Genomic DNA, 13879 nt, shown 5'->3' on the forward strand with positions numbered 1-13879 from the left:
CGGACTGTAAACGTTTACCGCAACTGTTCAACAAGACCGGTGTCACGTAACGTCATAGTTGACACCCCCTCTGCCAGTATCTCCACCCTGCCCCACACCTCAAACTCCCTTCTCGCCCGAGTGATAGCGGTATAGATAAGCTCCCTGGTTACCAGACGCGATGATACCTCCGGCAGAAGCAGCACGACCCGTTCGAACTCTGACCCCTGACTTTTATGGACGGTCAAAGCGAAAGCAGTGTCATGATCCGGCATCCTTGCCGGGGCAATGGAGCGGACACCACCCTGGGTTTCAAAAAATACCCGAAGTTCGCCCTCGTCATCTTTCAACACAACGCCCAGATCGCCATTAAAAAGATGCAAGGTGTAATGATTACCGGTGACCATCACCGGACGACCTGGATACCACGTCGATCCGGAATGGCGCGAGATCAACCCCTTCTCTTCGAGAACAGTTTCAAACCAGCTGTTGATCTCCAGTGAACCGTTTACGCCATGGCGATGGGCGCACAATACCTGAAATTTCCGAAAGGCTGCCAGCGCCAAGGCAGGATCACTCTCCTTGAGAAATTCCCCATACCCCTGACAGAGTTGCTGAACAAAACCATCCTCCTCGCGAACACCGACCGAGCCAACAAGAGTTGGGACACACAGGCGAACACCGTTTTCCTCAGCCAGACAAGCCATGACCTTTTCTACGTCGCCGAGCAGGACACTGGCGGCCAGGGCGCCGATGCCACTGTCGAGATGAAATCGGTAGGACTTGCGGAGAATAACTCGACAATCACTCAAAGGACCGGCTTCGGTTGCCACGGGCAGGTTGGCGGCAACAGCGTCGGCCAGTTGCAACTCTTCAGCAAAAGCCGGAGAATACCCTGTCTCGCCGGCGCACAGGTCAGCCAGCACCCGCCCTGCCTCAACGGAAGAGAGTTGATCCTTGTCCCCAAGAAGAATCAACCGCCCTTCATCCGGCATGGCCTCGATCAATTTTGTCATCAAGGCCAAATCAACCATGGAGACCTCATCGACAATTAACACATCCAAAGGGAGGCGCTGGTCACGATTATATCGAAAATATGGTGAGTTACGGACATACCCTAAGAGTCGATGGATGGTCTGGGCCTTGATCAGGCCTGTGAGAGGCTTCCCTTCCAAGTGCTCAGCCAACTCCACCTCCGCCGCTGGCAATGACTCCTGCAAACGGCTGGCAGCCTTGCCGGTAGGTGCGGCAAGACCGATCCTAAGGGTGTCTCCCCCCGCCAACCTTTGCAGTAGGGCAACAATCCGAACTACCGTATGGGTTTTACCGGTCCCGGGGCCACCGGTAATTAGACAAAAGCGTCTCATCGCAGCAGTTGCTGCAGCCACTTTCTGCCAATCGGTCTCTGTAATAGGATCGGGGAAAAGCTGAGCCAAGACCGGGGCCACCTCTGCTGATGAAAAACCTCCCCGCACCACCCTCCTTGTTACTTCTGCCGCCAATCTTCGCTCATAGTCAAAATATCGACGAAGATAGAGCCTACCGCGATCAAGAACCAAAGGCGTCAACTCAGAATCCCGGCTACCAACAAAGGGGCATGAGCTGAGTGTCTCTTGCCAAAACTCCAAAGAAGGCATCCGGCAACTATCATCCCATGTTTCAAGCTCCATCCTCTCGGCAAAGGGAACTTTCCCCGCCACTCCAAAAAGCATTAAACAAGAATGACCATCGAGCACCGCTTGGACCGCAAGGACGCCGCTCGCCCACGCGACCTCGCCTGCTCCGGGGAACAATCTTTGAAAAAAATCGTAATAGCAGGCGCTTAACTCGGAGCACTGCCCAGAGAGTACGGCACGGTGCAACAATTCACGCATGGGAGATATCACAGGAAGTAGCCCATTGACTGAAGCAATTCGTTTCATCACGTCACCAGCAGACTGGAGCGCGGCTGTGAAGGCCTGGCATAATAGACACCAAACTGAGATCCGAACCCAGGATCAAGCCCACGCAAGAAGAGATAAAACACACCCCCGAAATGATGTTCATAGTCATAGCCTGGTAGCCGTCGGCCAAGGTATCGATGCAAGGCCTCGGTGTAAATCCGGTATTGGAGATCATATCCTGACTGCCGCATGGCAAGTTCCAGACGAGCCTGATCGTAGCAAGCAAGCGTTGGCCCTAAATAGTTTGACTTATAGTCAAGAATATAAAACTTCCCCTGCCACTGAAAGACCAAGTCAATAAATCCCTTCATAAAAGCAGAACGGTCACTGCTGCCGATAGTCGACTCCTCTTTATCAACAATCCTGTTCAGCAGAGAGTGATCAGGTTCGGCAGGCAGACGATAATAAAATTCAAGCTCATCCAAACGCTCTCTCTTCGAGATATCTTTGAGACGTAAAGCTCCGCCAAGATCCAGCGGGGTCTCAACCATCCGTTCCAATAAAACGAGGACTGTATCGGTCCATTCTAAACCAAACCCAAAAAGGGTGAGTTTCTCCTCCACCAGAGCCTTGAGCACAGATCGATCTTGCTCCTGAAAATCATACAGTTCCATAATGGCGTGCAGACAGCTGCCAGCCTGAGCGCCACGGGGAAAGGAGAACATTGTGCCTATCGGAAAAGGGTCTAATCCAAGAGATGGCACACTTTCAGGACCAAGGCTGTCATGGTCCGGGAACTCGGGCTCGCCAGCCGCCTGATGCAGGGAGGTAAAACTCCGCAGCCCGAGATACGGGTTCAATACCCGATCAAATAACCGAGCCTGTCCCAACATAGCAGTTTGATCGGCGCCCGGGACACTATCGGCCCCCAGGATCTCTGCCCTGATCGTTCCGATAGCGCCGCACGCATCATCTACAAGAGAGCCGACCAACGACAGCGCCTCCTCACAGGAAAGTGCATCAAAAGCGCTCTCAAGCGCGGCAATCCAGTCCGGACCAGAGCCGGCCGCGCCGCTGAGCAGATACTGCAAAGGGGAACTAGCGGTTACCCAGCGCGATCTGGACTTGACCCTTCCCCAATAGAGAATACAGCGGTTTTCCGCCCTGGTGACAGCAACATAAAAGAGGCGAAGTTCCTCGGCCAGGGCCTCCCGCCGCTGTCTAAAATAGTGATCAACAAAGGCGTCTGATCCCAGATCAACCACCAAGGCACCATGATCATCATGGCATTCAACCAAAGTAGGAGTTTTTGAATTCGCAAACGATGAATCCCAAAAAAATGGCGCAAAAACGACAGGATATTGAAGGCCCTTACTTTTATGGACGGTGACGATCTTGATCAGGTCCTCATCGCTCTCCAAACGCAACAAGGCCGATTCGGCAGTATGTTCACACAATCGCCGCTCACCGAACCAACGCAGCAACTCCTCCGGTTCCAGGGAGTCGCTGGCAACTGCCTCCTGCAACAACTCGGTGAGATGACGAAGGTTGGTCAGCCGCCGCTCCCCTGATGGTTGCCGGGCAAGCGTGGGCAACACATCCTCACCCGCCCACAATGAGCCAAGCATAGCCGCCACCCCTCGCTCAAACCACAGCTTCCGATATGCCGCAAACCGTGCCAGAGTCTCCTCCCAGGCAGACTCATTCTCCTCCAGACGTGCAAGCTCACCGGCATCGCCATGTAACAGACGCGTCGACAACGCCCGCCGCACCTTACGTTCATCGGCACATGCCGCTACCGCTTCTAAAATCGAGCCAAGCTCACGGGCCTCATCGGTGACAAACACCGATTGCCTTGATGAAAGCGCCGCCGTCAGACCAAGCGCAGCTAAAGAGTCCTTTACCTGCTGCCCCTCCCGATGACTTCGGACCAGGATGGCGATATCTCCGGCAGAGAGCGGCCTCCCCTTACACCACCGCCCCTCAACCTCTTCTTCAAAAAAGGCCTCCCCCCGCCACACTTGGGCTAAAAGATTTTTTACCGCCCCAGCCACCCAGGCCGATACTTTGATCTTTGCCTCACCCTTCTTTCCTTCGTCTGCAAAGGTAGCTATGGTCATGGCAGCCTCCATCCCCGCAACCACCAATCGCCGCCTCAAGCTTTCAGGGACTCTTGCCTCTCGAAAATCAATGCCGGGCAGGACAAACGGAGCCGGATGCCGCGCAAAGAGGGAGTTACAAGCCCGGATCATGGCAGGCTCAGAGCGCCAATTAGTCACCAGAGTATGACTGCTATCGGCTTCAGTTTGCGCCGCCTGAAGATAACTGAAGATGTCCGCGCCTCGAAACCCATAGATCGCCTGTTTCGGGTCACCCACCATGTACAGAGTCCCCTCCCCCTGAAATATGGTGGTAAAGGTCTCATATTGCACCTGATCAGTGTCTTGGAACTCATCAATCAGAGCCACAGGATACTGCGAAAGTATCCTGTGGCTCAACTCGCTGCCGGTCACTGACGCCTGCAATCCGGATCGGACAGCGGTAAGGAGATCATCAAAAGTGACTTGACCACCCCTCGCCTTCACCCCAGCAAGCGCCGGGCCGCAATGAGCGACAAACTCCATGAGTACGCCTCGACTTGCCTCCTCAAGCTCTACCAGCAGCTGTTCTGCCAATTCAAAAAAATGATGCTTCGGGGTGTGACCACCCTTGCTGGGCTTAGTGCCTTGACAGAGTGAGCTTGAGGAAAACTTCACCAAGGCAGCCAACGGATGGACTATCGAACTCTTATTGATAAAAAAATTATCCAGATCGCCAAACCACTCTTTAAGCATAGCCACCGGATAGTTCCCTTCGCTCCGGCTCAACGCCGGAGAAGATAACAGCACATGGGTAATTTGATCACGATGCCCCTGCCACACTCCCTGCAAACGGTCGACAAGCCCCAGATCCACCGACCGTGAATCTCGCACCGGCCCAAAACGCAGACTGGATTCACCACGAGTCTGGACTGCCTGTAAAGGACGGCGCAGACAACCGGCCAGAGAATCCGGCGACACACCCTGCCGATAAAGATAGGCAACGAATAACGGTGACCAGCCAGGAGCCGATTGCCGCCAGAAGTCATCAATCACCTGTTGCAGGAGATTACGGTCATCCTCAATAAACTCGATTTCAAAGGGAAATCCGCTCTCAAAAGCGGAATCCTGGAGCACCCTCAGACAAAAACCATGGATGGTGTAGACCGCCGCCAGATCGAAATTAATCAGGGCCAGACTCAACAAAGCGCGCAAGCGATGCAAATCCCGCCCCTCGGCCCGATACCGAGCGATAAGCTCGGCAAGATAGGCCTCATCAGAATGCTCGGACTCAAAAGCGATAAGCGCCGCTGCCAGGCGCGACCTGATCTTGTCACGCAGTTCCCGACAGGCAGCCTCGGTGTAAGTGACCACTAAAATCTGCTCGGGATTTAACTCCCGCTCCAAGAGCAGCCGAAGATAGATCCCGGTAATGGTATAGGTCTTGCCGGTGCCAGCGCTAGCCTCAATCAAATGGCGGCCGGACAGGGGGATAGAGATAGGGTCGAGACGCTGCATCAGAATAACTCCTCTTCCGCTGCATTTAATGCTGGAGCAAGCACCAGTTCGGCGACCTCAGCAAAGGAACATGGCCCTGATTCAGCCAAGGGATCGCGATCACCATACACTGCCGCCAAATAGGGGTCACACCGTTCCGGATCGGAGAGATAATCACCCTCACTCCAGATTGACCAGGCAACGGCCATGGCTTGCTCAGGCGTGCCTCCCTTGGCGGTCCACCTTTTTTTGGCATAGGCAAGAGAGGCTTTAGCAAAGAGCGGCAGGGGCCGCCCCTGGCCATATGAATAAAGGCTTACCAAGTCCATCAGCAGTTCACGGGCAGTAGCGACGAACGGATACCGCATCACTCCGTCACGATAGACGAAAGTCGTCTGCCATGGTTGCTCAGGACTGGCAGCACAGAGGGCAAGATGCCTGATCCAGGACCGGATCAGATCGGTATGGCTCATCTTCTTGACCCGCCCCGGGCGGCACAGCACTTGACCGTTTTCCCAAAGGTCCCTGATTTGACCGACAAGAATCCTCCCGCCAAGATCAAGCCGTACTTCTTGCGCAGGCAGAGGTCCGTGCCCGCGCCAAACCACCAAGCGCTCGGCCAAGGTCTCGGCCCGATGCCGCAACTCCTCATACTGGCAGCGGCCCGTCATCCCCAGCGAGACCTCCCCTCGAATTTGAGCAATGGGGCAGAGATCATGATCCTCCTCCGCCAAGGCATCCAGCAGCAGTGATGAGGTCAGGGTATAGGCATCAAGTCCGTCCAGTGAAAAGCGTTCACGATCGGCCAATTGCTCATCTCGCTCATCCAGGTACAAGCCAAGCCGACCGCGCAACAACGCCCTGACCGGATGCCCAAAGAAGCGAATCAGATCATCAAGCTCAATCCTCTCCTGAGGCTCAGAATCAAGCTCACGCCCCTCGGCAAAAAGTCCGCGCCATGGCTCATCATTGCCAAGTGAAGCAGCGAGGGACCGGGCCAAAACGGAATAGGTGAACAACTCGCCATTGAAATAGCGACGGGAAAACGGCTGCAGAGGGTGCCTGGTCACAAACCGATCCGCACATTGGGAGGCGTCGAGCCCTAAACGACCCGCCAGATGATCCAACAGCTCGCTAACCACCACCGAAGGTGGCACCGGGACATTACTGGCATTCATCCCAACATAGCTGACATACAGGACTTCACGGGCTGAGAGAATAGTCTCAAGGAAGAGATAGCGGTCATCATCGCGACGATTTCTATCACCAGATCGGCGGGAGGCGGCCATCAGGTCAAAACCCGGCCTTCGCTCCTGCCGGGGAAACACCGTATCATTCATCCCTAACAGGCAGATAACTTTAAATGGAATGCTCCTCATCGGCACCATCTGGCACATGGTGATTCGTCCGCAACTCAAGAAATTTCCAGTTGAGGAATTAAGCCCCTGTTTAATCGCCGCCACCACCACTTCAAGCGACAGCAGTTCGCCACTGCCGGACAAAGCGCTGTTCCTGGCCAACCCATCAAAGATGAAGAGCAGGCTTTGACGATCAAGAGAATACCCCTCGTCAACACCGAAAAATCGATCCAGGACAGAGGTAAAGATATCTCGCCAGCCGGTCAGTGTCCGGGGAGACTGAACCTGATCAACCAACGCGCTCAGGGCTTCGAAAAAATTAATACACTTAGCCAGGACCACAGCATGTCCGCTCTCAAGCACATCACAGGGCAAGAGGCCGTTGACCAGTTGCCTGCCATCGCCCGGTGTCAGGAAACCCATCAGTAATTGGTCAATGCCGGATCGCCAGGTACCAATCGGCTCCTCCGGGACTCCGAACCGGCCTCTATGCTCAGCGGACAGCCCCCAATTGACCCCAGCCTCGTTAAGCCAAGAACGGATCAGCAGAACATCTTCCCCGCTGAGACCAAATCCGGATTCCACCGCCTCCTGTTCGAGAAAAGCCAGGACCTGAGAAAGCATCACCCTGGAACTGATCAAGTCAAGGAGAGCGACAAAGGAACGCGTCAAGGGACCAAGAACAATCCGGTCGGCGATAGAAAAAGGCAGCCGGCGCCCTCCATCGCCCGAATCAGAAAAAATCGCCTCAACAAACGGGGCATAGCGATCAATCTCAGGCATCATCACCAGAATATCATCCGCTTCAAGCTCGGGGTGGGAGGAGAGCAGATCGAGGATCTGATCATGGAGGATCTCCACCTCCCGCAACGGGCTATGGGCAACATGAATCTGGATTGACCGGTCTTGATCAGGCACAATCATCTGTCGATCACCACCAGAGAGAACCGGTTGTCGGACTGCAACGTTCAAGTCAAACTGGACCAACCTCAGAGCCGTGTCCGGACTCGCCTCAGGGAAGGCGTCAAGGCCGGGCTGAGCATCAAAGAGCTGTAGCACTCCCTGAAACTCTTGCCCCAACGTACCCAAGCCCATCAACAGAGGGCACCCCTCCTCAAGATGGAGGTCATTTTCAAGATCAAGCGCTGCATGACGAATCTCCGCTCCCACCATTTCCCTCCGCCCTGCCAGATCGGTCCAGAACTGAACGCTGGGCGCCAAAAGAAAAAGATGGACATCGATCTGCTCCGCAAGAAGAGCAAAGCACTGGAGCTGGGAAGGAGGGAGCGAAGGGATACCAAAAATACTGATCCGTTCGGGCAGCGGACAGGGATATTCAGCGCCGGAACGGACCATATCCGCAAAATGGGCCAGCATGGCCGCACGATGCCAGGACCCGTGCCGGGCCACGAGTTGCCGCCAGAGCACAGACTGCCACTTGTCATCACCACCAGCAGACCAGTCCTCAATCCAATCCGGACGATACACCAGATACTGATCAAACAGACCGGCAATCCGTCCAGCCAGATGATACCGCCGCAGATCCGGGCCCTCACCCTGGAGATACGCCGCCACCTGAGAAAATTCCGGCCTATCCCTTAACTCCAGCAGCAGCTCCATCAGTGACCAGCGCATAATCTCTGGCTCATACAGAGACGGGCCGCGGAGAGGATACGCCTGCTCCAGAAGGCGCCAGATAAAGGCCGCGGGAAACGGGAAATCAAAGTTTGCGCAGACTCCTTGGGAACGAGCCAGCTCCAGAGAGAGCCAACGGGCCATCCCCTGACTCTGAACCACAATAATCTCAGGCATCAGGACTTCTGCCAGCGGGGTTTCGGTCAGCAAGGCGAGTTGGCCGAAGAGATTCTCCACGCGATTTGATTGATGGAGAATAAGCATAGCCGCAGAAATTAGACGAGGGAAAGGATCTGATTATCTATCACGACCCCGGGATACCCGGAAGCGTGAAGAGGATGGAGGCGAATTGCTGCAAGGGCATCACTCTAGCGCCCAACATCAAGCAGCGATCAGCCAAGACCCGATCATTGGTCACGACAATGGTGGGGATCGACGGGCCGTCAGGACGCATCTCCAGACAGTCGACAATCGCCTGATCGGCACGATCACGGACGGTAAACCCACCGCCGCCGGAATATATCATCTTGACCCGGGAACTGAAATTCTCTTCGCTGCGAATGGGCCCGTCAAACACCACATCGGCCAGACTGCGGCTATCGGCAAGCAGGGCATCAACCATAGCCAACAGGCGTTTTCTGGAATTGAGGCCAGGCCGGCCATCCTCTTCAAAGGTCTTAGCAAAGAGATCCTCAAGTCCAAGGAGGATATTATACCCATCAAGAATCCACAGAAACCTCCCATGTCCAGCCCTGCCTTTACCGACAATCAGGGCTGGATCAGTGAACCCGATGTCAGACAGAGGCTGAACAGAGAAACGATCAAAAAGACGCCCCAGGCAGTTGTGATAATCGTGATACAATTCCCGGCTCTCGACAGGAGTAATCACCCCTGACGTCTCCATCTCGTGTAGCAGACGTTTGATCCTGGTCAATGACGCCTCGTCAGTTGCCTGACGGATCATAGCGGCAAGACGCTGCACCACAATGCTCTCTTGCCGTCCCTCTCCCAGGATTTCTTCAATATGATCGGTCTCACCCTGCAGTTCAGCAATAAGACCGCTAAGTTCCGGAAGTGGGTTGATGGATTCGGCCGCTGCACGCAACAGCGACTCCTCCGCCTGACGCAAGGCAAGCAAGCGGTCACGCAATTGACTGCGGTTACCGTAATGACGGTCACGTTCCGCCTGATGACTCAGAACGGAACACACCCGGTCAAGGATATCACCACCTTGCGGCTCGTTGACAGTATCAATTACACTCCCCAGACGCAGAGGCTCAACCAGCCAAGCCCTGACCACCGACTGCATCTCCGCCTCAACCCCGGCCTGCACCGCCCGTTCCTGCTCCTGATGCAGTGTCTGCACACGGGCCTCCGCCTGGGTTTCCATCTTCTCGGCCGCTAAACGCAACTGTCGTTCACGATCAAGTTTCTCTTCCAAGGCTGCTCTCTGGTTCTTCAAACCCTCGACCTTGACTTCAAGCTTCTTGAGGGCCCTACCATCATCCTTAGCGTGACGCAGCCGCTCTTCAAGGGTGGCGATCTTGCTCCGGAAGACGCTGAATTCCTCACTATTGAGATCCTCACCTGGCTCCGACGTGGAAGAAGAGCCCGACATCAAAGGGGCCATCGCACGTAGAAACGGCTGAATAATATTAGCTAACGCAGTGATCGCCTCATCTCGTTCAAACAAGGGCTTTGAGTGCCAATCTTCTTCCCGGCAATAGGACACAGCGAGTTGGCGCACCTCAGGACGACTATCCACCAACAGAGCGGCCAACATTCGCTCCCGGCCGTAGATAGCGAGAAACAGAGGCAGGCACTCAGTCAAGACTGTGACTGAAAATACCATCACCAACTGCCAGTTCAGCCCTTCCGCAGCCAGAAGATCTCTGACCTCATCGCGCAAGCGACCGGAATCAGGCAACAACCGCTGCCTGATAAAACGAGTGTTAGCCGCAGTCAGACGTACACCGACGGCAAGGCTCGGCACAGCCTTGGCTAAGGCCAGAAGCTGGCCGCCTTTAATTTGGTCAGCAATCGCACGAAGCTCTGATAGCAGCGTGTTTGGTATATCAAAATCGTCAATCGTCAGCATAAATGGCTAAAGGTATTTTAAGTCGACAACTCCCTGGTTATTACTGACCAGTCTGGCACGAGAGGAAGAGATACATAATCGGGTATGACAGTTGAATAGGTAAAACGCTACAGGTCTCTTGGCAAGACAAAAACTAGTTTCCGGCAATGCCCCCATCCCCCTCCTCGCGGTGGATCACCCACTCCACCAACCGGTCCATCCCCTTCTTGGCACGAACGGCACTGGGGTGGTTCACCATGACAACCAAGAGCCACCGTTCTCCCCGGAGATCAAGCAGGTATCCGGCAAGCGCCCGGACACCTTCAAGATACCCAGTCTTGAGATGAGCACGCCCCCTTCCTTCACCGTTGCCACGCTTTTTCATCGTGCCATCTTCTCCGGCAATAGGCAGCGATGCCATCATCTCCGGCATGGTCGGACTCTGCCATATGCTGCGTAGAAGAGCGGCCAAAGTGTCGGCGCTGGCCCGATCATTACGCGACAGCCCGGCGCCGTTTTCAATAACCAACTCTGGGGCACTCATGCCCTTGCCGGTCAACCAAGCACGGAGGCTGGCAGCGCTCTTTTCATAGGTCGCTGGCGGGGTATCAGCGGAAAGGGCGAGAAAAAGCTGGCGTGCCATCACGTTGTTACTGAACTTATTGATATCACGCACGACCTCAACAAGAGCCGCCGAGTCCTGAGCGGCAATGACCGAACTATCGTGAGGCGCAACCCCGCTGACAACTTCGCCACTCAAGGTGCCGCCAAGTTCACTCCATAGTGCGCGAAAGAGACCCTCAACATGAGCGTTGCCAACAATCGGAGAAAGATTAATCTTCCGTTCGCCACAACCTTTCGGATACGGGCCGGAAAGCTGAAGGGTTGACTCTTCGACTTTCACGGTAACCTGTTCATACCAATTGCCGCAATCTCCGGCAACCGGAAGCAGCCGATTATTAATAGTAAGCTTCGCATCCGGAGTTTCGAGAAGAACAGATACCCGGTGGTGAGCCTCATCAGGCATCAACAGAAGAGTTAGCGCATTGAAATTAACCAGCAGCGCATCTGCCCCCGTGTTGTAAGGGCTTAACGGCTTACCATCAAAGGCCGCCGGGTTGTGCGGCGGTAGCGCAAATAAACTCCGATCAAGCGCCAAGTTGCCACGGATATCACGGACGCCCCGGAGGCGAAGTTGACGCAACAGCACCCAGAACTGCTCCATGGTCAAGTTAGGTGCGCCACTCCCCTTAAGATAGAGCAGACCGTCCAGCACACCATCGACAGGAGTCGTTATCGTCCGAAATTCGGTGCTCCACGTTTTTGCCGGTCCGAGCAGGTCGAGCGCGGCGCCCGTAGTGAACAACTTCATCACCGATGCCGGGTTCATTGGTAGAGCCGGATTATGCGACACCAACCGACGACCAGAGTGCGGTTGATCCAATTTTTCGACCACAATGGCGATAGCCTCATTGGGCACACCAGCGGCCGAAAAAGCAGTCTCAACCTCTGGCGGCAATTTCGAGCCACCAACAACAGACGGAACTGGACCGAACAGACTCATGCCCAGCACCAGGGTGGCGACTAAAAAAAAGTACTGTTTACCGTTCATTATCATAGCTATGGTGTTGTCAAAAGAGTGATTCCGAAGCGGCTACAGAAAACAATTACTTTCAATAAACGCAACTTAGGTTGACCTTGACCGGGACGCTGAGCGCCCCGCAACCAAACCAGTCATCGGCAACTTGCGTAGTACCCTAAAATCTTTACTTTCGCCATTTCTTCTCACCTGTGGTAGAAGAACACCTTACAGGGGAATACTCCACTAAACCTGCCTCCATTTGTGAAAAATAGACATCACACCGTCTGTTCTTCGCCGATTTACAGGTCAATACCTACACCCGTCACCTCATTTAATCCTATCACACCAACAACGAGTCATTGCAGTGTTCACATACCAAAAAACCAACCGTTATTTCGCCCAAACCGCCGATGGCCTTACCGAACTGGCCAGTCACGAATTAGCAAGCCTCGGGGCAGAAGAGATCAAACCTGCCTTCCGGGGAATCTACTTCAACGCCACAGCCGAGGTTCTTTACCGAATCAACCTGATCACCAGCCTCTGCACCCGGATAACCGCCCCCCTGCTGGTCTTCGATTGCCACAGCACCAATTACCTCCAACAGACAGCGGCCAAGATCCCCTGGGAGACGCTTTTAACCGAGGATCAGACCTTTGCGATCACCGCCACGCTGTCAAACAGCAAGATCACCCACTCCCAGTACGCCGCCCTCTGCCTCAAAGACGTGATCGTCGATTATTTCCGGGACAGAACCGGTAAGCGACCGGACATTGACCGGAGATCGCCCGATGTCTGGTTTGATCTCCACATCGACCGCAATAAGGCGACCATCAGCCTCGACACCTCAGGGGGTTCGCTGCACCGAAGGGGATACCGGACAGAGAGTGTGGCAGCTCCGATGCAAGAGACCCTGGCCGCCGCGATCATCAAATTCAGCGACTGGAACGGGGAACGCCCCCTGATCGATCCCATGTGCGGGTCAGGCACCTTGCTGGGCGAAGCCTTGATTCATTATTGCCGAATTCCGGCGGCCAGTCTGCGGACCCGTTTCGGATTCATGGCCCTCCCTGACTTCGACGCCACCATCTGGGATAACGTCAAATCCGAAGCTGAGGCCCAGATCCGACCCCTGCCGCCAGGTTTACTTGTTGGCAGCGACATTAATCACGAGGCAGCGGCCACCGCCCGGGCAAACTTGAGCACCCTGCCCCATGGCGAATCAATCTCCATCAAGGCCAAAGGGTTTCAATCAATTGACGCTATCCACAACGCCACCATCGTCTGCAATCCGCCGTACGGCGTAAGGATGCAGAAACCAGGCGAAGCGACACAACTGCTCGATGAATTCGGTTCATTCCTCAAGCACCGATGCACAGGGTCCACCGCCTTCCTCTATCTGGGAAAGCGGGAACTATTAAAATCAGTAGGGTTGCGGCCAAGTTGGAAAAAACCGCTATCAAACGGCGGACTGGACGGGGTCCTGGCCAAGTACGAAATGTATTAAAAAAAGCCCACCAAAATCGGTGCGCATGATGAAACCATGCGCACCCTTGTATGCTCAGGTTGTCGGTTTACGGTTGACAGTTGACGGTGATTGGGTCCTGCCAATGGATGAGGACACACTGACATTGAGTATCATACGATGATTTATGACTAATCATGATTCTTTTACCGTAAACCGATAACTGATTACCGTTAACCTGTGTAGTTACAAATAATTTTTATTATTTTTTTGACAAAAATATTAAAGTGATTTATATGTGAATTTATATTCACATGTGAGTAGGGAG

The 13879-nt window shown here is 54.4% G+C and carries 6 protein-coding genes; 1 reads left to right on the forward strand and 5 read right to left on the reverse strand.

Features of this window, described 5'->3' with window-relative positions:
• Nucleotides 1-14: 14 nt before the first annotated feature.
• The 5 genes from recD to dacB form a co-directional block, all read right to left on the reverse strand.
• Nucleotides 15-1901: an exodeoxyribonuclease V subunit alpha gene (gene recD, locus FP815_05025; protein ID MBA3014299.1), complete on the reverse strand. Its 1887-nt coding sequence runs from the start codon at nt 1899-1901 to the stop codon at nt 15-17.
• The gene (gene recB, locus FP815_05030) at nt 1901-5458 is read right to left on the reverse strand and encodes an exodeoxyribonuclease V subunit beta (GenBank protein MBA3014300.1); all 3558 of its coding nucleotides are present in this window, start codon (nt 5456-5458) and stop codon (nt 1901-1903) included. The genes recD and recB overlap by 1 nt, the downstream gene beginning before the upstream one ends.
• Nucleotides 5458-8694, reverse strand: coding sequence for an exodeoxyribonuclease V subunit gamma (recC, locus tag FP815_05035; GenBank protein ID MBA3014301.1), 3237 nt, complete (start codon nt 8692-8694; stop codon nt 5458-5460). The genes recB and recC overlap by 1 nt, the downstream gene beginning before the upstream one ends.
• A 40-nt stretch (nt 8695-8734) precedes the next feature.
• On the reverse strand, nt 8735-10528 hold the full coding sequence (locus FP815_05040; GenBank protein ID MBA3014302.1) for a hypothetical protein: 1794 nt from the start codon (nt 10526-10528) through the stop codon (nt 8735-8737).
• Nucleotides 10529-10661: 133 nt separating this feature from the next.
• Nucleotides 10662-12071 (reverse strand): D-alanyl-D-alanine carboxypeptidase/D-alanyl-D-alanine-endopeptidase, encoded by a 1410-nt coding sequence (gene dacB, locus FP815_05045; protein ID MBA3014303.1) that lies wholly within the window; start codon nt 12069-12071, stop codon nt 10662-10664.
• Between the two features lie 382 nt (nt 12072-12453).
• On the opposite strand from dacB, the gene FP815_05050 reads away from it, so the two are divergent.
• A complete protein-coding gene (locus tag FP815_05050) occupies nt 12454-13593 on the forward strand; it encodes a class I SAM-dependent RNA methyltransferase (GenBank protein ID MBA3014304.1) in 1140 nt (379 codons plus the stop codon).
• Nucleotides 13594-13879 lie beyond the last annotated feature (286 nt).

The sequence above is a fragment of the Desulfobulbaceae bacterium genome (genome assembly GCA_013792005.1).
Taxonomy (GTDB): Bacteria; Desulfobacterota; Desulfobulbia; order Desulfobulbales; family VMSU01; genus VMSU01.

Bases quoted from the DNA above. Each gene is read 5' to 3' on its own strand.
- recD (MBA3014299.1), bottom strand. From the start codon at position 1,901: ATGAAACGAATTGCTTCAGTCAATGGGCTACTTCCTGTGATATCTCCC.
- recB (MBA3014300.1), bottom strand. From the start codon at position 5,458: ATGCAGCGTCTCGACCCTATCTCTATCCCCCTGTCCGGCCGCCATTTG.
- recC (MBA3014301.1), bottom strand. From the start codon at position 8,694: ATGCTTATTCTCCATCAATCAAATCGCGTGGAGAATCTCTTCGGCCAA.
- FP815_05040 (MBA3014302.1), bottom strand. From the start codon at position 10,528: ATGCTGACGATTGACGATTTTGATATACCAAACACGCTGCTATCAGAG.
- dacB (MBA3014303.1), bottom strand. From the start codon at position 12,071: ATGAGTCTGTTCGGTCCAGTTCCGTCTGTTGTTGGTGGCTCGAAATTG.